At 39.4% G+C, this 20,389-nt stretch carries 21 protein-coding genes; 16 read left to right on the forward strand and 5 right to left on the reverse strand.

The features are described 5' to 3' along the window. Positions 1 to 86 precede the first annotated feature (86 nt). The 4 genes from ND812_RS07270 to ND812_RS07285 are packed head-to-tail and all read left to right on the forward strand — an operon-like array spanning position 87 to position 3,667. Positions 87 to 302 (forward strand): LIC12298 family protein, encoded by a 216-nt coding sequence (locus ND812_RS07270; protein WP_100716383.1) that lies wholly within the window; start codon positions 87 to 89, stop codon positions 300 to 302. A 57-nt stretch (positions 303 to 359) separates the two neighbouring features. Beyond that, positions 360 to 1,109 carry an ABC transporter permease gene (locus ND812_RS07275; protein WP_265374906.1) on the forward strand — a complete coding sequence of 250 codons (750 nt, stop codon included), beginning with the start codon at positions 360 to 362 and terminating at the stop codon, positions 1,107 to 1,109. Between the two features lie 6 nt (positions 1,110 to 1,115). Then, complete coding sequence (locus ND812_RS07280) at positions 1,116 to 2,303, forward strand: ABC transporter ATP-binding protein (RefSeq protein WP_265374907.1); 1,188 nt, start codon at positions 1,116 to 1,118, stop codon at positions 2,301 to 2,303. 59 nt (positions 2,304 to 2,362) lie between these two features. After that, positions 2,363 to 3,667, forward strand: coding sequence for a UDP-glucose dehydrogenase family protein (locus ND812_RS07285; protein WP_265374908.1), 1,305 nt, complete (start codon positions 2,363 to 2,365; stop codon positions 3,665 to 3,667). Positions 3,668 to 3,709: 42 nt separating this feature from the next. On the opposite strand, the gene ND812_RS07290 is transcribed toward ND812_RS07285, so the two are convergent. Then, a complete protein-coding gene (locus ND812_RS07290) occupies positions 3,710 to 4,531 on the reverse strand; it encodes a thioredoxin fold domain-containing protein (protein ID WP_265374909.1) in 822 nt (273 codons plus the stop codon). A gap of 99 nt (positions 4,532 to 4,630) precedes the next feature. On the opposite strand from ND812_RS07290, the gene hisE reads away from it, so the two are divergent. Both hisE and lpxK read left to right on the forward strand, forming a co-directional pair. Continuing rightward, complete coding sequence (hisE, locus tag ND812_RS07295; protein WP_015678552.1) at positions 4,631 to 4,909, forward strand: phosphoribosyl-ATP diphosphatase; 279 nt, start codon at positions 4,631 to 4,633, stop codon at positions 4,907 to 4,909. A gap of 28 nt (positions 4,910 to 4,937) precedes the next feature. Continuing rightward, positions 4,938 to 6,047: a tetraacyldisaccharide 4'-kinase gene (gene lpxK, locus ND812_RS07300; RefSeq protein ID WP_265374910.1), complete on the forward strand. Its 1,110-nt coding sequence runs from the start codon at positions 4,938 to 4,940 to the stop codon at positions 6,045 to 6,047. Here lpxK and mnmC1 read toward each other — a convergent pair. Beyond that, positions 5,983 to 7,179 (reverse strand): FAD-dependent 5-carboxymethylaminomethyl-2-thiouridine(34) oxidoreductase MnmC1, encoded by a 1,197-nt coding sequence (gene mnmC1 / locus ND812_RS07305; RefSeq protein WP_265374911.1) that lies wholly within the window; start codon positions 7,177 to 7,179, stop codon positions 5,983 to 5,985. The genes lpxK and mnmC1 overlap by 65 nt on opposite strands. A gap of 5 nt (positions 7,180 to 7,184) precedes the next feature. Further along, complete coding sequence (mnmC2, locus tag ND812_RS07310; RefSeq protein ID WP_265374912.1) at positions 7,185 to 7,919, reverse strand: tRNA (5-methylaminomethyl-2-thiouridine)(34)-methyltransferase MnmC2; 735 nt, start codon at positions 7,917 to 7,919, stop codon at positions 7,185 to 7,187. 181 nt (positions 7,920 to 8,100) lie between these two features. Here mnmC2 and flhF point away from each other — a divergent pair, with 181 nt between their 5' ends. The 9 genes from flhF to ND812_RS07355 all read left to right on the forward strand — a co-directional run bounded on the left by flhF (position 8,101) and on the right by ND812_RS07355 (position 15,851). Continuing rightward, the gene (gene flhF / locus ND812_RS07315) at positions 8,101 to 9,441 is read left to right on the forward strand and encodes a flagellar biosynthesis GTPase FlhF (protein ID WP_265374913.1); all 1,341 of its coding nucleotides are present in this window, start codon (positions 8,101 to 8,103) and stop codon (positions 9,439 to 9,441) included. A 35-nt stretch (positions 9,442 to 9,476) separates the two neighbouring features. Continuing rightward, on the forward strand, positions 9,477 to 10,400 hold the full coding sequence (locus ND812_RS07320) for a MinD/ParA family protein (protein ID WP_015678483.1): 924 nt from the start codon (positions 9,477 to 9,479) through the stop codon (positions 10,398 to 10,400). After that, entirely contained in the window at positions 10,401 to 10,874 is a 474-nt protein-coding gene (locus tag ND812_RS07325) for a hypothetical protein (RefSeq protein ID WP_265374914.1), read from the forward strand. 97 nt (positions 10,875 to 10,971) lie between these two features. Continuing rightward, a complete protein-coding gene (whiG, locus tag ND812_RS07330; RefSeq protein ID WP_012387953.1) occupies positions 10,972 to 11,772 on the forward strand; it encodes an RNA polymerase sigma factor WhiG in 801 nt (266 codons plus the stop codon). A 6-nt stretch (positions 11,773 to 11,778) separates the two neighbouring features. Then, complete coding sequence (locus ND812_RS07335) at positions 11,779 to 13,770, forward strand: FapA family protein (protein ID WP_265374915.1); 1,992 nt, start codon at positions 11,779 to 11,781, stop codon at positions 13,768 to 13,770. 12 nt (positions 13,771 to 13,782) lie between these two features. Beyond that, entirely contained in the window at positions 13,783 to 14,073 is a 291-nt protein-coding gene (locus ND812_RS07340) for a hypothetical protein (protein WP_108959634.1), read from the forward strand. Between the two features lie 45 nt (positions 14,074 to 14,118). After that, positions 14,119 to 14,994, forward strand: coding sequence for a hypothetical protein (locus tag ND812_RS07345; protein WP_265374916.1), 876 nt, complete (start codon positions 14,119 to 14,121; stop codon positions 14,992 to 14,994). Positions 14,995 to 15,006: 12 nt separating this feature from the next. After that, positions 15,007 to 15,291, forward strand: coding sequence for a DUF370 domain-containing protein (locus tag ND812_RS07350; protein WP_100716396.1), 285 nt, complete (start codon positions 15,007 to 15,009; stop codon positions 15,289 to 15,291). Beyond that, a complete protein-coding gene (locus ND812_RS07355; RefSeq protein ID WP_265374917.1) occupies positions 15,288 to 15,851 on the forward strand; it encodes a guanylate kinase in 564 nt (187 codons plus the stop codon). Before ND812_RS07350 ends, ND812_RS07355 begins: the two co-directional genes overlap by 4 nt. Before the next feature lie 45 nt (positions 15,852 to 15,896). Here ND812_RS07355 and ND812_RS07360 read toward each other — a convergent pair whose 3' ends face one another. Further along, a complete protein-coding gene (locus ND812_RS07360; protein WP_265374918.1) occupies positions 15,897 to 16,547 on the reverse strand; it encodes a periplasmic-type flagellar collar protein FlbB in 651 nt (216 codons plus the stop codon). Continuing rightward, positions 16,547 to 17,146, reverse strand: coding sequence for a flagellar export protein FliJ (gene fliJ / locus ND812_RS07365; protein ID WP_265374919.1), 600 nt, complete (start codon positions 17,144 to 17,146; stop codon positions 16,547 to 16,549). The genes ND812_RS07360 and fliJ overlap by 1 nt, the downstream gene beginning before the upstream one ends. A 31-nt stretch (positions 17,147 to 17,177) precedes the next feature. Here fliJ and ND812_RS07370 point away from each other — a divergent pair, with 31 nt between their 5' ends. Next, the gene (locus ND812_RS07370; protein ID WP_265374920.1) at positions 17,178 to 20,375 is read left to right on the forward strand and encodes a SpoIIE family protein phosphatase; all 3,198 of its coding nucleotides are present in this window, start codon (positions 17,178 to 17,180) and stop codon (positions 20,373 to 20,375) included. The last annotated feature ends 14 nt before the right edge of the window (positions 20,376 to 20,389 follow it).

Below are 20,389 nucleotides of genomic sequence, written 5' to 3' on the forward strand. Positions count from 1 at the left end.
AAGTAGTGTAAACAAGCGTTTAGTATATTATTGGTATTATTTTTTAGTTTTATGTCGTCTAACAAGATGACGGGGAGGAAAAACCTATGATCGTTCGATCCATCCAACAACCCGCTTACAACCGCCATAAGGATTCTGGGCTCGCTGGCCAAGGTCCTAAAAAGGGATTTGCCCAAAACCAATCCGGAAAAACCTTCGAAGAGTACCTCATGGAAGCATTCCAAGGAGAGGTAGTCCAAAAAGGGAATTGGGTATCCCCCAACCTTTCTGACTTAGGGCAAAAGAACTTAAGGAAGATGTAAGGACCAATGCCTTGGTTTCTGGTCTAGAATCAGAGACTGAGGGCCGACAATCAAAGTATGGAGAAACTATCCATACTTTGGGCACTCGTTCGGCGTGACTATGCTCTGCAATATGCAGGATCCTTCTTGGGAATTTCCTGGATGTTTTTGCAGAACTTAATACTCATCAGTTTGTACGCCCTTGTTTTTTTAGTCCTCAATCTAAGAAACCCATCCACCCAAGAAGATTTCACTGCTTATTTACTCACTGGACTCTTGTATTGGATTCCAATCCAAGAATTACTCGTTCGAGGCACAGGTATCCTCACTGACAATCGTTCCTTACTCAAACGTTCAAGCCTTGGCATTGATCTTTTTTTATGGATTCCGTTTGTTCAGTTTCTCATCCATAGTTTCATCACATCCATTCCGGTGTTCCTTTACTTAGGGTATTCAGGAACATTAAACCTAACCGGAATCTTTTTTGGTTACACTGTTCTTGTTCTGTCTGGACTGTATCTGATGTTACTATTACATTATCTTTCACGACTCAATATTCTCCTAAAGGATATCTCACCTTTGATTCGTTTGGTGAGCCAATTGGTATTTTGGGGGATTCCTGTTTTGTATTACCCAACAGGATATCTTAAACAATGGAATGAATGGAATCCATTCACAATTCCTTTGGATGTATTTCGCACAACTGTGATTCGTGGGTTCCAATCTCAATTTGAGTGGTTACACATCATGCCATTTTTACTTTTCTTTTTCCTTGTTTATTTACTCGCCAAACGGAAATTCCAATCCGTAATTTTGGATCATCTTTAAGTTCCAATGACTTCTGTTCTGATTGAAAATCTTTCCAAGGATTATCATGGGTTTTCCAAACCTTGGAAACGAATCCTTGCGGGTCTTAGTTTTGGTTACTTAGGGATTGACTCAAAATTTACAGCAATTGATTCATTGAACCTAAAAGTAAATCCAGGAGAAATACTTGGCATCATTGGAAGGAATGGAGCAGGTAAGTCGACTCTTTTAAAGTTAATCACAGGTGTGATCCAAAAAGATAAGGGCAATTTACAAGTGAATGGTTCCGTTCGTGCCTTACTTGAATTAAGTGTTGGATTTAACCCTGAATTGTCAGGAGAAGAAAATGTATACTTCAATGGTCTAGTATGGGGATACAAACCAAAAGAAATCAAATCATTATCGGATACTATATTTGCCTTTGCGGAACTAGAAGAGTTTCGTTACACACCCTTAAAGAACTATAGCTCTGGTATGGCAATGAGACTTGGTTTTAGTTTGGCAACTGCAAAACGACCAGACATCCTCATCGTCGATGAAGCCTTGGCTGTGGGTGATGCAAGTTTCCAACAAAAATGTCTGAAACGAATTCGTGAATTTTCTGAATTAGGAACCTCTATCCTTGTCGTAAGTCATGATTTAGGATTGGTTTCTTATTTTTGCACACGTGCCCTTTTATTAGATAAGGGCAGACTTCTTTATGAAGGAAATCCCAAAGAAACAATTGAACAATATATGCATGTGTTAGCTGGTGAGTCAAGTCCGTCTGATTCCTATTCTTCCAAGTCGATTCAAAATTTACACGTCAGCATTGAAAATCAGGATGGTGTTTCATCGAATGTATTTTTTATCGGAGCACAAGTTCGCTTAAAACTAGTTTTCCAATCCGATGCATTTATCGAGGATGCTACCGTTGGTTTTCATATCGATAATGAAAAAGGGATTCGTATCTTTGGAACAAATACCCACCACTTAGGTGATGGCAATCGGAGTTTCCAAACGGGCAAAGAATACCAGGTAGAATTTGAATTCCCGATACAGTTTTCCCAAGGGAAGTATACGATTGGGGTTTCAATCCATAAAGGTGAATCCCATATTGAAGGGAGTTATTTCTGGAGGGAATCCATCTTAGATTTTGAAGTAGAATCAGGGAAAATTGAAAAATTTGTAGGAATTTGTCAAATCCCAACACAATTCCACATCCGAGAGGACTAGGTTCTTCCATTTAGAAAAACAGTTTCCTTTTTGGTCAAAATAGAAATTCTGGAAATCCTATGAAAGTTTGCGTAGTCGGAACCGGATATGTGGGTCTCGTTGCAGGTACCTGTTTTGCTGAATATGGCAATGATGTGATTTGTATTGATAAAGATGAAAAAAAGATCAGTGATTTAAAAACAGGAATCATACCAATTTATGAACCAGGTTTGTCAGAACTGGTAGAACGTAATTATAAAGAAGGCAGACTCAAATTTTCCACATCGTTAAAGGATGGAGTTGAGTCATCTGAATTCGTATTCATTGCCGTTGGAACTCCGACATCCGATAACGGATCTGCGGACTTACGATTTGTTTTCGCAGTAGCAGAAGAAGTTGGGAAAACAATGAATGGACACAAAATCATTGTTGATAAATCAACTGTTCCCGTTGGAACTGCAGACAAAGTAAAGGAAATCGTAGCAAAAAACACAAAACACTCGTTTGATGTGGTTTCGAATCCTGAATTTTTAAAAGAAGGGGCCGCAATTGAAGATTTTATGCGCCCTGAGCGAGTTGTGATTGGAGCTGAATCAGACCACGCTGCTAAAAAAATGAGTGAGTTATACTCTCCATTTGTATTGAATGGAAACCCAATAATCACCATGAGCATACGCTCTGCGGAACTCACTAAGTATGCTTGTAACGCTTTCCTTGCGACAAAAATTTCCTTTGTAAATGAGATCGCAAATTTATGTGATGCGTTAGGTGCCAATTATGATGATGTTCGGAAAGGTATGGGAACAGATTCAAGAATTGGACGACAATTCTTATATGCAGGTATTGGTTACGGTGGATCTTGTTTCCCGAAAGATGTGAGAGCACTTCTTAGGACAGCAGAAGAAGTCAATGCACCAATGCACATCATACAATCCGTAGAAGATGTAAATGAAAAACAAAAAACAAGACTTACTGATAAAATTTTCCAACACTTCAAATCAAATGATATGAAGGGGAAAACATTTGGTATTTGGGGTCTATCGTTTAAACCAGGAACGGATGATATGCGAGAAGCTCCATCAATTCCTCTAATCTATGAACTCCATAAAAACGGTGCCAAAATCCAAGTATTTGATCCAGCTGCCATGGAGACTTCTAAGTATTACTTTGATGGCAAAGTTGAATATAAAAAAGATGCATATTCTACTTTAGAAGGTGCAGATGCTATGTTATTATTAACGGAGTGGCGAGAGTTCAGAGAACCGGATTTTGCAAAGATTAAATCCTTGTTAAAGGCTCCACTGATCTTTGATGGAAGAAATCAATATAAACCGACACTTATGCAAGAATTAGGTTTTACGTATTATTCGATTGGTAACCGTTGATTTTATTTCGGCAAACCATTGTTTGCTGAAATGAATTATAAATTAAAAACCTTTTTCGATTTGTAGGAGAGTTTCTTTACAAATTGTTTTGTCTGACTCCGAGACTAACTTCGGTTGGATCTCGGTAAGGATGGATTTTGCAAGTTTTAAGTCTCCCGATTCTTTTAAACTAATCCCATAATACAATTTTGCAGTTGTGATTCGTTTTGAATTTGGATAATTTTTGATGAATTCTTTCCAAGAAGATACAGCACCATCTTTTGGTCCATTGACAGATCGAATCAAATTTAAATTAAAGTGAGAATTCTCTTTTACGATGGGAATGTTTTTAGATTTTTGAATGGAAGCGAGAAATTGTTCTTCAGCTTTTTCATATTCCTTGTTTTGAAAGTATAACAATCCTAAACGAAAGTTTAAATGAGGGTTCTCTTTTTCTTTTCTGATTTCAGTTTTTAAAAAAGATTCTAAGTTTGGTTCTTGTAAAATCCTTTTTGATAGGGAGACAATATCTTCCTTGGTTGCAAGGCCTACTATCTTTGTTACAAAATTTCCATCCCCATCTAAGAACAAAATCGTAGGATAACCTTCGACATTGTATTTTTTGCGGAGGTTTGGAAATTCTTCCCCATCGAGTCGTACTCGAACGAATTGGTCTAAGATGCGACTCACTTCTGGGTCCGGGAAAATTTCTTTTTCCAAAACCATACAATACGTACACCAATCTGCAAATACATCAACGATAATGAATTTATTTTCCTGTTTGGCGGTTTCAAATCCCTTTTGAATGGAATTGCCCCAACTTGACTCAGCAGATAAACTCGAGCATAAAATGAAGGAAAAAACTAGAGTGGTAAAACGGTACATCCTTTCTCATTCTAGCTGATTTCTGAGATTACCAACAACCAATTTTCGCTTTTTCGAAATAGAATGGGCAGTTTCCATGGTAGTTAGAAGGCAAACGAAATGGAATTTTTATTAAAATTGGAAGATTTACTCCGCAAACGAAAAGAAGAATTACCTGAAAAATCTTACACTGCTGAATTGTTTCGCGACGGTGTTGACCGTATCCTTAAAAAAATCGGTGAGGAAGCGGGTGAGGTCATCATTGCTGCAAAAAATCCAAACGAAAAAGAACTCATTCACGAAATTGCAGATTTGGTTTTCCATTTAGAAGTATTGATGGTGGAAAAAGGGATTAGTTTATCAACGATCGCAAAAGAATTAGAAAAAAGACACAGTTAACAGTAGTAGTTTCCTCTCGCGAAACGAAATGAAAGTTTTTTTCACTTTATTTTTACCTCTTACTTGGTTGTATCAGTTTCTCTTTTGGTTGTCTCAAAGGAGAAAAAAAACAACCGTTTTACCAAATACCTTAGTGATCAGTGTTGGAAACATCACGGTTGGTGGTACTGGGAAAACTCCTTTTGTTCAGTATTTAGTCCAATACTTTCAAAAAACAAACAAAGATTATGCGATTTCAATCTTATCACGTGGATACAAAGCAAAATTGTCAAAAGAAGGTGCAATCCTTACTGATGGTCATTCTCCAAATCTATTTGGAGATGAACCTAGCGAACACAAAGAACGTTTTCCTAGTGTTCAAGTGATGATTGGGCAGAATCGAATTGGTAGTTTTCTCAAACACAATCAAATTCAGTCCAAACAACATATTGTGATTTTGGATGATGGATTCCAACACAACCAAATTCATAGAGATTTTGACATTGTATTACTCGACAATAATGCTCCCTTTGGAAATGGTTTTACGATTCCACTTGGGTATTTACGAGAACCAATTTCGCATTTAAAACGTGCAAACGTCATTGTATTTACAAAAATTACGAAAACAAATCAAAAAGAATTCGAAAAAGGAAAAGGAACACTCGACCAATTAGGAATTCAATTGCCTACCTTTGGTTCTTCTTTCCAAGCAGATGCCTACCAAATCAATTTAGATACATTCGGACAATCATTGGTTCCCAAAAATTCTTTAAAGCGAGAAGCTTCAACTAGCGATAGTTATTTTTTGTTTACTGGTGTTGGGAATCCAAATCATGTTTTGGAAACAACGATCTCTACCTTAAATACTAATCAAATCCAATCTCGATTTTTCCCTGACCATTATGAATTTGAAGAAACTGTATTACTCGCTTTACTGGATGGTAAAGATGAAAAAACGATTTTTGTGACAACGGAAAAAGATTGGGTAAAAGTTAGAACACAAAACAAATTTATCGAAGAAATGAAACGTAAAAAAATGCAACTTCTTGTCATCAGAGTTGATGTGGTGTTAGAAGAACAATCTGTTTTTGAGTCTATGTTAGCTCATCTCGTTTCCACTTACGAAGTAAAAAACGGTCTGGTTTCAAAGCCTTCTTAATCGTGTCAGAAATCTCTAACGTCTGAGAGAGAAGATCACAAACTAAAATTTCAGCAGCGAGTAGGGCGTGTGTTAACCCACGAGATCCGAGCCCATTCAGAATCCCAACCGTTTCATAATAAGGAATTTCAAAGGTTTTGGCGTTTTTTCGGAATAAATTTTGGTATTTTATCGATGTGTCTAAAAGTGATAAATTTGGAAGTTTACCGACAACTGGATGTCTGTCTTGGGACTGGGTTCTATAACTCACTCGAGTGCCAAAATTTTGGATATCGATTTCATTCCAATTTTTGAGTAAGTTTGGAAGTTTTGAATGTAAGCCATTCCATAAATCGAATGTTTCCTTTGGTCTCGGTTTTTCTTCTAAATGAAACTCGTCAAAACTCGCGCCTAATACTCGTTCGCCACCAACTTCTGCAGTTAAATAATCTCCATACAAAATGGAATATTGGTTTTGGAAATTGGATGATGGGATTCGTACAATTTGTCCACGTACTTGTTTCATAGGGATCCATTGGAGTTTTGGATCCATTAAAAATTGGTATCCTTGTGTTAAGAATAAATAATCAACACTTAAAATTTCTTTTTCAGTATGACAAATTATGTTTCCATTTTCTTCATTCACTTCCCAAGAAAGCAGTTTTGTTTGGTATTGTTCCATCGGATTTGCGATGCGAATGAGTTCTTTTGTGAGAGAAACTGGGGAAAGCGCTTTCCCTTTTGGAAATAGTAACGCATCTAAATTTGAATTTGGTTCTTTGGAAAGACATACCAATGATTCTGGGATGTGATGGGAACGTAGGGAGTGCGAATAACGGTCATAAGCTGAAGGGGAATCGAGTAAAAAATGGATTCCATCCACATGTGGCACGCGTTTTCCTAAATCCAAAGATTCCCAAAGTTTTAAAAAATACTGATATGCAAGTAGAGAAAATTCAGACTCAAGCGTTTTGTGTTTGGTGAGAAAAGGATACACAACTCCGATTGGATTGCCACTTGCTTTTTCGGCAGCACTAGATTCTGATTCTAATAAAATGGTTTTGATGTTTTGTTTGGAAAGTGCATAACATACGCTCGCACCAGCAATTCCTGCTCCCACAACCAAAGCTGTTTTGGATTGAGATGGGTTCACGAGGATTAACGCAAAACTCCAGTTAACATTTCTCTTTTTTTCCCAAACCCTTTTTGTTTTTGGATATAAAACCCCAATCCTTCCAAATTCCTGCGAATGAAACCAGCTGCCGTGAATGTTGAAAATCGAGTTCCCGTTTTAGAATGATTCCGTAGTTTTGATAATGTATCCTCGGACCACATCTTCGGATTTTTACTTGGTGAAAATCCATCCAAATACCAAAAATCGATGATTGGAAACTCATTTAAACATTCACCCACATCACCAAAGAACAAATGGACATGAAACTTTGCCTTTCCCTTGGGGTGAAGGAATTGTGTTTTCCACTCCCTCTCATTTGGGTTCTCTTCCCATTTTTGGAATTGTTCCTCATAAGACTTAAGTAATGTTTCAGTCCATAAAGGTTTGTTGGGAAAGGAATGATTCAGTGTGAGTAAGGTTTCTTTCGGTAAAGGGAATCCTTCTAAACTGAAATACTCTAGTGAAGGTGGATTCTCTGCACCTAACCATAGATCTAAGGTCACAAATACATTGAGTCCCGTACCAAACCCTAATTCTCCAATGGATATAACTTCGGTTTCGCCTGCAGATAATACACTTGGGATTTGGTTCCCTTCCACAAACACGTAACGGGATTCTTCCCATCCACCTTCTTTGGAAAAGTATACATCATCGAACGAAAGAGATACGGGAACTCCATCCTTCATTTCAATTCCGTGTTTATGATTGTTTGGATCCATCTTAGGGTTCTATTTATTGCCAGAATGAGGGAACAAAAGGGGAAGGGAAACGGAATCCGATCTGGTAACTTGGAAATGGGTAAAAACTGATCCGAATTGGTCAATTTTATTATGTCTCATAAAAAAGACTTTCCAAATTGAGGGTACCATTCATATTTTTCCCAGGTTTGGGGGAGATTCTATGGATTTTGTGAAAATCCGAGGCAAAGACTTACAAGACTGCATCATGCAGATGAAAATGAAATATGGTCCCGAGGCCCATTTGTATGACCAACGAGTGATCACAGAAGGGGGTCTCTTTGGAACAGGCCTTATGGCGCAGCGCATGTATGAAATCGATGTGGGTGTCCCTGAAAAACAAAATTCGAAAGAACGAATCGAACGTAAACTCAAAGACCTCAAAGAACTCATCAAACAAAAACAAAGAACAGAATCCCTCCCTGTATCTGGACTTGTGGGAGTTGGTGTCGGTTCTTCATCACAAAACACAAACCTATCTTATAACAATCGTAAAAAAAATATAGAATCTGTTCGCCCTTTTTCCGAACGCAAACGTAGACAAGACCAAACCATTTACGAAATCGAATCGTATGAAGAAAGACCTGTTGGTTTGTCTTTAGCAGAAGCGAAGGAATCGTTCCTCGAACCAAAAACAGAAACATTTCCCCAAACAAAAGAAAGACACCCTCATATCCAAAAGCTCGTCGATCGTCTGTTACGTGAAGGATTTTCTGAATCTTACTTAGAGGAAATGGCTGTCAGTTTGACTTCACGCCTTTCCGCAGTGGACCTAAGTCGTTATGCGAATGTCACAGACAAAGCAGTGACTTATTTAGAAGAAAGGATCCAAGTGGATTCGGATCTTTTTAGTGGAACCCCTCGTGGCAAACGTAAGGTTGTTTTTTTTGTAGGACCTACAGGTTCAGGAAAAACAACATCCATTGCAAAGTTAGCTGCTAAGTACAGTTTGCATATGGGGAAAAAAGTTTCTCTGTATACAACAGACAATTACCGCATTGCGGCCATTGACCAATTGAAGTTTTATGCTGATGCCATGGGCCTTCCGTTTTATGCGGCCAAAGACTTACGCAAATGGAAAGAGGCCATCCTCCGAGATGGATCCGAACTCATCTTAGTGGATACGGCTGGATACTCGCACCGTAAATCGGAAAACCTGGAAAAACTTCAGGAATTCTACCAAGTTTTTGGGGAAAAGGATCATATTGAAACCATCTTGGTACTTTCCTCTACGGTTTCCAAAGACAATGCCCTTGCGGTAACAAACGCGTATGAGTCGGTCGGTTATAAAAGAATTTTATTAACCAAGCTCGATGAAGCAGAATTTTTAGGTTCTGTAGTAGAATTAGCCGATACTATTCACAGGGAATTCGCATTCTTAAGTGTTGGCCAGGATGTTCCATTTGATATCCTAAATGCCACCAAAAAAATCCTTGCCGAATGTGTAATTTTCCCTGAAAAATTGAAAGGGATAGCGGGCGAAGTCTTCGAGAAGACTGTGTAAGGTGCGCATCGTTATCCTGATACCTAGGGGTAACGATGGACCAAGCAGCAAATCTTCGAAAGTTAACAGAAACTGGTACTGGATTAAAACTCGTTCAACCCCAGGACGCCGCTAAAAAAACCAAAATCATTGCGGTTGCCTCTGGAAAGGGAGGAGTGGGGAAAAGTACAGTCTCTGTCAACTTAGCCATCTCCATCGCCAAAACTGGTCTTAAGGTTCTCATCTTTGATGGTGACTTGGGCCTTGCCAATGTAAACGTCCTTCTCGGCATCATTCCGAAATACAATTTATATCATGTGGTGAAAGGCCATAAGTCCTTAAAAGACATCGTCATTTCCACTCCCGAGGGTGTGGACATCATTGCAGGGGCCTCTGGGTATTCCCAACTTGCCAACCTCAATGAAACCCAAAGAAACAACCTCATCAAAGGTTTTGCGGAACTCGATCGTTATGATGTGATGATCATAGATACAGGTGCAGGGATTTCGGCAAACGTCATTGGTCTTGTGATGCCAGCGGATGAAGTAGTGGTTGTCACAACACCAGAACCAACCTCCATTACAGATTCCTATGGTCTTATCAAATCCATTGTTTCTCAATCCAAAGACAAAAACCTCAAAATCATAGTGAACCGTGTGCGTTCTGCCATTGAAGGGAAAAAAGTGGCCGACCGAGTGATTGATATCTCTGGTCAATTTTTGGAAGTCCAAGTGGAAAACTTAGGTTTTATCTTCCAAGATGAAGAAGTAGAAAAATCCATCCGGGAACAAAAACCATTTATCATTGGAGCACCTCGTTCCAAAGCAGCGGCTTGTCTCACACGAGTCACGCACACCCTCTTACAAACAGAAGGTGGTTATGATGATGAAGAAGGCCTCACCGGATTTTTTAAGAAATTCTTTAGCTTTGTCGACTTCAAGGAAAAAGAAATGGAATCGAGAATGGAGGAAGACAACTAAGTGTTAATCGGATTTGTACTGGGATTTGCAATCCTTGGAGCCATCATTAGTTCCGTTTGTGGGTTTTTAGTCGGAAATCGAATCGGTTATATCTTCTTTGTTTCTCTGATTTCTACGTTTGCGTTTGGTGGGCTAGGGTTTGGCATTTTTAGTGTCTTACAAAAGAAAGTCCCTGAATTTTTAGAGTTTTTATCTACCTTTTCCATTGGTGGTTTTGGGGGCGGAGACCATGCAGATGACTTCGACCACGACCATGCAGGGATGGAACCATCTTCTGCCATGGGAACCTCATCCGATGACTTTGGTGTGCAAGCTGGTGGGGATCAGGCAATGGATGCCAAACTAGCCATGGCAAAATCAGGAAAATTTGGAGACCACATCATTGTGGATAAAATTGCGATCAAAAACGAGCCAAAACTCATGGCAGAAGCAATTCGAACCATGATGGCTAAGGATGACCCGCAAGAGGGTTGAAAAATTACTGTTTTTAGAGGACATAAGAAAAAATCCTCTTGTAATTTTCATTTCTTTACGATTTATAAAGTAAAGAGATCCCGTACCCTGGTTCCCAATGTCAAGATTGCTAGACAAATACAATCAGTTTGATGAGACAGATCTTTGGAAACAATACCGTGTCAAAAAAGACGCGGAGATCCGAAGTTACCTTGTTGAAAAATATTCACCTCTCGTCAAACACGTGGCTGGGCGGATTGCGATCGGAATGCCACAAAATGTGGAATTCGAAGACCTCGTCAGTTATGGCGTCTTTGGTCTGTTAGATGCGATAGAGAAGTTTGACCCTTCTCGCGAAATTAAATTCAAAACATATGCGATGACCCGTATCCGTGGGTCCATTTTTGACGAACTCAGAAGTGTGGACTGGATCCCTCGTTCCATCCGCCAAAAAGCAAAACAACTCGAAAACATCATTGCCATGCTCGAAAACAAAGAGGGCAAAAAAGTCGATGATGAAGAGATCGCCAAAGAACTTGGTGTCTCAATGGAAGAGTACAACTCTCTCCTTGCTAAGTTATCCGGCACCTCACTTGTTTCTTTGAATGATATTTGGTTTCTCGGAGATGAGAATGATGAAGTTTCCTTTATGGAAACCTTAGAGTCTCCGATGAATATGAACCCAGACAATATCATCGAAAAAGAAGAAATCAAAAACGTAATTGTCGAAGCCATCCAATCCCTACCTGAAAAAGAGAAAAAAGTTATCGTACTTTATTATTACGAAGACTTAACCTTAAAAGAGATTGGAGAAGTGTTAGAAGTCACTGAGTCTAGAATTTCTCAACTTCATACCAAAGCAGTCGCAAGACTCCGCAGTAAACTTTCTAAAGTCAAATCAGCGATCCAAAAAAGGTAATAGAAGATGTCTCTCACGGAATTTCTTACAGAGGAACTGAAAGAGTTCGATCGTAAGGAAAAAGAACAAGTGGAAGTCATTGCCGATACCATCGAAGAATGTCTGGCAATTGCTTCAAGTCACTTGGGTCGTAAAGTTCACGAAATCGATTATACTGTTTTAAAACGCGGAAAAAAATCCTTATTTTTTTCTGAACCCTATCATATCCGAGCATCTGTTATCCCTGATGATATGTTACTAGATGAACTCAGTTTATTAGATGAACACCTAACGGGTGGTAGTGGAAAATTAGTCTCCAAAGAATTAAAAGAACTTGTTACACCAAAAAACAAAGACGGCCGAGTCGTTGTCAAAATATACAGAACAGGTGTGTTTTTAACTGTTTACCCTCCTTCCGGGGAAGGTCTCGAAATGACAATGGCGGATGTTTCCAAAAAACTGTCGTTTCGTGGTGTGGCAGGTGTTGACCAAAACCTCATTAATAAAATCCTCAAAGAGAAAAAAGGGGAACCAGTTCTTATCTCCAACCAAAAACCGAAACCTGGAAACGACTCCAGTTGTAATGTGGAGATTGCCCAAGAGAATATGCGTGCTTTTGTCACTGTATTTCCGGCAAGGCCTGGTGGGCGTGATTTAGAAGTAGCCGATATCGTTGCCGCCTTAAAAGGGATGGGTGTTGCTCATGGTTTAAAAGAAGACGAAATCCGAAAACATTTGGATGAAGAAGTCCATAACAAACCATTCATTGGCGCCGAAGGTGATTTCCCTGTGAACGGGAAAAATGCCGAAGTCAAATACTATGTTCGCACAGAAAAGAAAATCAATTTCAAAGAAGACCAATCCGGTCGTGTGGACTACAAAGATTTGGATATGATCGAAAACGTTGTCGTTGGACAATTATTAGCTGAAAAGCTCCCTGCCGAAAAAGGTAAGTTTGGTCGTAATTTATTTGGAATGGTATTACCAGCCAAGGATGGTTTGGACACCGAACTCAAACAAGGGAAAGGAACCATTCTCTCCGAAGACAAGATGCGCCTAACGGCCGAAGTCAATGGCCAAGTGTTATACGCTGCTGGTCGTCTGTCTGTGGAAACTGTCTACCGCATCAATGGGGATGTGGGAGTTCGAACAGGAAACGTGACTTTCCTTGGTTCCATCATCATTACAGGAAACGTCGAAGACAATTATTCTGTCAAAGCGGCAGGGAATATCGAAATTTATGGAACGGTCCAAAAGGCCATTGTGGAAGCAGATGGGGACATCATCGTCCGCCAAGGGGTCACAGGGCGTGAAGAGGCAAGGATTGAGTCCACTGGCGGGAATATCGTCGCCAAGTTCATCCAGAACGCCACATGCATCACAGAAAAAGACATCATCGTCCAAGAAGGGATTTTGCATTCCCATCTCATGGCTGGGGGAAAAATTTCCTGCAAAGGGAAACGGGGGCAAATTGTGGGGGGGACCATCCAAGCAGCCCAACTCATATCTGCCAAAATCATTGGTTCCCAAGCAAACCCACAAACCGATCTAATCGTAGGAAACAATCCAAAGATCTTAAAACAAATTAGTGAGTTTGAAGAGAAGAAAAAAGAAAACCAAGACAAACTCGACCAACTCACAAAAACCATGCGTACCCTCAAAGCAAGAAAAGACGCTGACCCTGCGAGTTTTACTGCGGAACAAGATGCCCATTTACAAAAATTAGAAGCAGGAACCAAAAAACTCGAAAAACGAATCGCTGAGGCCAGTAAGGACATCCAAACCCTCACAGAATACATGGATGAACAGGCAGCAAATGGTCGTGTTTCCGTAGAAAAGACCATCTTTCCAGGTGTTACCATCCGTATCCGCAATGCAGAATACAAACTCCGCCACGAGACCAAGGCCAAAACCTTCTACGAAGAAGAGTCCCAAGTCCGAAGCCAGCCATATGAAGATCCAGACGAAACGAAAAATGACTGGAGAAAAAAGAGAGGGCGTGGTAAGTCTAAGAATTAGGAAGGACGCCAGATGATACTCAACGAAAATTTTGCCAGTATCGCCCACCACTACGATTTTGCACGTAGGGCTCAGGCTGAAAATCCCTTCACCCACCAAAACCAAGTGGTGGAATTGCAAAAGGTGGTGATCCAAACACAAAACCGAGCACAAACGGTCCCTGATGCGAAATCAGGATACCAAGGTTCGGCAGCAAAACCGAAACAAGATAAAGAAAATTCGGTATTTGCTTATTCCAAAGAAGGGATCATTTATGATCGTCCTAACTTGGAACGTGGATCTCGTTTCGATTCAAAAGCATAATTTTTTCTACGGAATGTTGTTGGAAATGTTCTTTAGGAGAAACATATGGAGCTTTTTTCTCTCGTACTTGTTAATTTATTATTCTGTGGGATGATGTATGTTTTCATCTCAGCAAAAGTCCAAAAAGCTGTCAGTGAATACTACGATAAAAAATTAAACCGAGCTATTGATATGGCCACCGCGGAAACCATACGCGAGTTAGATGCTACTGTGAGTATCATTGAATCAAAGATGGTAGCACTTCGGACAATGATGGAAAAGGGTGAGGCCTTGGTAAAAGAATTCAAACATTACCAGAACCAAGGTCTTTCTATGAAATCAGAGTTAGTGCCAACTCCAGCTGAATCTGAAGAACCGATCCTTGATACGAAAGAACAAAGGACTGGTATTGGTAAAATTTACCAAGCAAACCAAATCCCTGTTACAATCGATGATGCAGAAACAACAGAAGGGGCAGTGAACCAAGCATTTGGAAAACTGGGAAAGGCCGTAAAAGGAATGTTTGGGATGGAACCTTTGAGTGAACCATCAAAAGAAGCAATGGAAAATTTAGAAGTTCCGACCTTCCAACCTAAGATGAATTATACGGTCGGTGGAAATCCTTTCACAGAAGAAAAACCAACGGAAGCCATTCGCAATGAATCCATTGAAGGTCAGAAAAAAAGAGAATTCTTAAATGAAGTTTCCAAGGCGAATGATCCAGCATTTGCTTCTTACCAAAGGATGAATTTAGACAAGGTGGAATTTTCCATTGAGTCTGCTTTGGAAGAGCTACCAACATCTGCAACGAAGATAGATAAAGTGGTTCATCTCATCAAAAAGGGATACAAACACGACGAAATCTCAGAGGCGATGAACATTGGTATCCATGAAATTCATTTGATTGAAACGATTCGACTTGATCGATCAAGAAGAATCTAAAAATATGTTTCCATGTCTTCGTTTCCGGTTCTCAATGTAGGATTCTCTAACGTTGTTTTTGTTTCCAAGATTCTGACCATTTTGTTGGCAGATTCAGCTGGGGCAAAACGACTCCGAACCGAAGCAAAATCGGAGAACCGTCTCATTGACGCTACCTGTGGACGGAAAACTAGGTCTGTGTTAGTCCTTGACTCAGGCCATATTCTGTTATCAGCCATTCGCCCTGAAAGTTTATCCAAACGTTTGGAAACCGGTGATAATCACATTGGAGAAGGGGAAGAGGAGTCAGAAGATTGAAAGCAATTCCGAATCTTTACATCATCTCTTCTGTTGCTGGTGGAGGAAAATCGACCATCATCCAAGCCCTTCTCAAAGAAAACCCAGAGTTTTATTTTTCCATTTCCTGTACGACACGGGACCCACGGCCTGGGGATGAAGAAGGGAAAACTTATTATTTTCTAACCATCCCTGAGTTCCAAAAAAGAATTGCTGCTGGTGAGTTTTATGAATGGGCGGAAGTCCATGGCAATTATTATGGAACTCCAAAAGCTCCTATCTTAGAGGCTATCAAGGAACATCGTGTGGCACTTCTCGATTTAGATGTCCAAGGTGCCAAATCGGTAAAGGAACTAAGGCCTGAATCCGTAACCATTTTCATCGAACCACCAAGCCGTGAGATTTGGATTGAACGCCTCATCCGTAGAGGGACTGATTCTAAAACAAGTATCGAAAAACGGATTGAAAATGGAATTCATGAACTAGATGAAGCACCTAGCTTTGATTATGTGGTTGTGAATGATAAATTAGAAGATGCCATCACTGAAGTGAAGGCAATTCTTTGTGGTACAAAAACTTAACTCTAAGTAAAATTACGCGAACTAAAAAGTTAACTTAATTGTGATTTAAGGTTCGTCGTTTTCCTCATCAATACTTTTGCCGTAATTGGGAACATTTTTAGCACCCGCATCGAGCCATTTATTCGAAATGACGGAACGTCTTTCCGCAGGGAATAAAGTGAGTAGATAGGTTGTGATGGTTTGCCTTCCATCTTCTTCTGCATCCTTGTCCATTTGTTCGAATACTTCAATGATATCATAGTCAGGCCAATTGAGGAGCATATCTCTTGCTGATTCGGGAGGCATGTTCGCAACTTTGTTTGCGAGGACTTTTACTTTTTCGGCACGAGCATTGTCTTTTCTTGCTTTTTCCGCTATTTCTTTTTCTTTCCGTTGGATCCCTTCTTTGAGTTCTTCCAATCGTTCTTTGTCAGCACTGAGTGATGAAGATTTTTCCTCTAACTCTCGTTTCATTTGTTCGAGTTCTTCTCGGTCAGCAATCAGTCTTTCTTTTGCTTTTTCCATTTCCAACTTTTCGAGCTCAGTGGGAGAGAGTAGGTCTTGGTTCACAAGGCCCGCTTGTTTTTTTAAGAAAGGAAGGTAGTCCTCTGCATTAATGACTTGGAAGTAGTCAAAAACAAAAAAACCAATCGCTATTAGAAAAAAAATCAAAACAATTAAAAAGAAGGATCTTGTGCTGTCAGTTACACTTGCCATTATGATTTGCCTTGTCCTAAGTAATATTTTTCATAAAAATCGCGGAGAGTTTTAAAGTCAGATGCGAGTTCGTCTCCGCCATCTTCCCTGTTTAAAATTTTGAAAGTTCTTGGAATTTTTTTGGAAGCCTTTGGTCCAAAACTTTCAAACGAATCAAATAACGACTGTTTGTTTAGGTGGAAATTGAATTCTTCCACTTCCCTTCGTTCCATTCGGTTTCGCTTTTTTTTCCATTCGAGGAATCGTTTGTCCTTTAAGACCTCGATGACTTTTTTATTCATCCTGGCAACCATCACATCTTTACGTACCAAATTCACTTCATCGGTTTGGTTTGAAATCCTATGATCTAATTCTTCGTTCCGACGGATGAGGCCTTTGATGTATTGTTCAATGGATAAATAGTCAGATAATCTTGTCCCTACTTTTGCAGAAGATAAAATGGCTTCGTAGGACGATTCGATTTCTTTTTCATTGTTTTCCTTTTCGGAAATCAGGGAATTGAGTTTGGATACAACCACTGACAAACGGCGGATTTCTTCCTCTTCTTTTAAGCCTCGAAGTTTTAAAACCGTCTCCAGACTGAAGCGAAATCGTTTCACAGCTGTCTATTTCTTCGGTTCTAAATAATTTTTGTACTCTTTTTTACTCGTATTTTTAAAAAAATACGTAAAACTTGGAGTATTGTCCCATAAATACTTACATCTCCTATTGTTTGTTTGGAGCCAGTTTTTAGGTTCCTTTTCTCCTGCTTTTGCCACCTCACTCGGTGATTCAGTGGAATCCAGTGGTGGAAATCCGATCCATTTAGAAGGGGATTGGGAGTTTTACCCCAGAGTGTTTTTATCGGAAGTGGAAACTCGGGATCTTCCTTTCCAAATGTTAACAGTCCCTGGGATTTGGAACTCTGTCCTCGGCTCAGGGGAAGGGTATGGAACTTACCGACTTGTATTACATAAACCAAGTTATTTGGCAAATGAGGAAGTGTTTGGAATCAAAATTTTGGATGTGGCGACTGCCTCACGTGTGTTTTGGAACGGCAAACAACTTGGTTCATCCGGTGTTGTAGCAAAAACACGAGAACAGTCAGACCCTTCTTACCAATTCCAATTGTATCCTTTACCATGGAAAGATGGCCCAAACGAATTACTCATCGAAATATCTAATTTCCATCATGCTAAAGGTGGGATGTGGGAACCACCTTACATTGGTGAGTGGAACCAATTATACAGGGAAAGTGAAACCGATCTTGCCTCTTCCCTGTTTTTGGCTGGATCTGTTTTTATCATTGCATTGTATCATTTTGGATTGTTTTACTTTCGGCGCACAGACAAAGGGAATTTATTATTTGGATTTGCTGCATTACTCTTAGCTCTTCGCACTTTATTCACTGGTGAAAGATTTGTCTTCAATGAACTTGCCCCAATTTTAAGTTGGAATATTTGTTTAAGAATTGAATACTTTACGTTTTATATCTCACCTTATTTGTTCTTTGCATTTTTTCGTGAGTTTTATCCTGATTATTATCCGAAATGGATGCACAGGTTACTTCTATTCCCTACCTTATTATTCATTTTATTTTTGGTTGTTTTACCAACACAAGTTTATACTGAACTAAACAGTTATTACCAAATTGTCTTTTTGTTTGGGATTCTCATGATTCTACAAGGGGTGTTCCGGGCAGCCATCCACAAAAAAGAAAGTGGTTTTTTGTTTTTAGTAGGAATCTGCACAGTTGCAATTGCAGCACTTGTAGATTTGTTAAACGCAAACCAAATTTTTTATTCAGTGGAAGCAATTCCGATTGGGATTTTTGTTTTTATCCTAGTTCAATCTCTTACACTTTCTAGACGTTTTAGTCGTGCATTTTCAGAAGTGGAAACTTTATCCAAACGATTATTGGCTTTAGATAAACTAAAGGATGAATTTCTGGCAAATACTTCCCATGAATTAAAAACACCATTAAATGGAATTATCGGTATCGCCGAATCTATGTTTGATGGAATCGGTGGGAAACTTAACCAAGAACAAAGACAAAACTTAGGAATGATCGTCAGTTCTGGGAAAAGGCTTTCTTCTTTAGTTGATGACATTTTAGATTTTTCCAAAATGAAAAATCGTGATTTGGATTTGGACCTGAAGGCAATTGACCTACACCAAATTTGTGATTTTGTTCTTGTGATCTCAAGGCCTTTATATGTAACAAAAAATCTTACCGTTCGGAATAATGTTCCTATTGATTTCCCACCGATTCTTGGTGATGAAGCAAGACTCCAACAAATTTTGTTCAATATTATCGGGAATGCAATCAAGTTCACGGAAAAAGGTAGGATTGAAGTTTCTTGTGAAATTGTCGATAAAATGGCAGTGATTTCCATCCGAGACACTGGGATCGGAATTCCGAAAGATAAGTTTTCTGATATCTTTCGTTCCTTTGAACAAGTGGATTCTTCCACAACACGTAAGTTTGGCGGGACTGGACTTGGGCTCGCCATTTCAAAACGGTTGGTCGAACTCCATGGAGGAAATATTTGGGTAGAATCCGTTCCTTCTGAGGGTTCTGTATTTTCTTTTTCTTTACCATTAGCAAGAGAAGGTGAGATCCCAATCGAAAAACCTCCAATGAAAAAAACAGAGATGTGGTTTGGTGGAGACAATTTTGACTTTGAACCCATTGAAGACACAGAAGAAGAATTTGAAGGTGAAAAATTAAAAGTCATCGTTGTGGATGATGAACCTATCAATCGTCAGGTGCTAAAAAATCATTTAACTCTGATTGGGTGTGATGTAAGTGAAGCTGCGAATGGTGTGGATGCAATTCGTCTTGTGAGAGACGAAGGACCATTTGAACTTATGGTCCTTGATATTATGATGCCAGGGATGAGTGGATATGATGTTTGTGCTGTTTTACGAGAATCATATTCTTTATACCAATTACCCATATTGTTTTTAACTGCAAAAAACCAAATTGCGGACATTATCGCTGCTTTGGAAGCAGGTGGGAATGATTATCTGGCTAAACCTTTTGACAAACGTGAATTGATTTCTCGTGCTAAAAACCTGATTACCTTAAAAAAAGCAGTAGAAGAACAAAACAAATTCATCGCCATCCAAAACGAATTGGGTTTAGCACGAAAACTTCAGTATTCCATTTTACCTGAAGAAGCACCAAATGTAGTCGGAATCAAAACAGAATTTTATTATGAACCAATGGATAGCATTGGAGGAGATTTTTTTGATTTCCATGCGATCTCTGAAACAGAACTAGGAGTTCTCATCGCGGACGTATCCGGGCATGGAATCCCAGCTGCTCTTGTATCAGCGATGTTAAAAATTGCATTTTCCACACAAGTACGACTTGCGAAAGAACCTTCCCAACTTTTGAATCAAATCAATGCAACTCTCCTTGGTAAGATGAAGGGTGCATTTGTGACTGCATCTTATATCTATATCAATTTAGAAACCAAACAAATGATCCATGCTCGTTGTGGACACCCTCCTCTTATCCTCAACCGAAAAGGAGAAAATAAAGCCAAACTCAGTATGCCACAAGGAAAACTAATTGGTTGGATTCCGGAACTTGATATTCAAGAAGACCACATCCAAATCCAATCAGGTGATCGAATTGTATTGTATACAGATGGAATTACAGAAGCAACCAATGCACAAAAAGAAATGATTGGCCAAGAAAATTGGGAAATGATGTCGCACCGTTATAGTGGTTATCCAGTCACAGAATCAAAACGGTTGTTACTCGAAAAAATCAAAGAGTTTACTGGAAATAGAACTCCAGATGATGACGTGACCCTTGTGATTTTAGAGATTGAGTGAGTTAAGTCTATCTA

The sequence above is a fragment of the Leptospira limi genome (assembly GCF_026151395.1).
In the GTDB taxonomy this organism is placed as follows: Bacteria; Spirochaetota; Leptospiria; order Leptospirales; family Leptospiraceae; genus Leptospira_A; species Leptospira_A limi.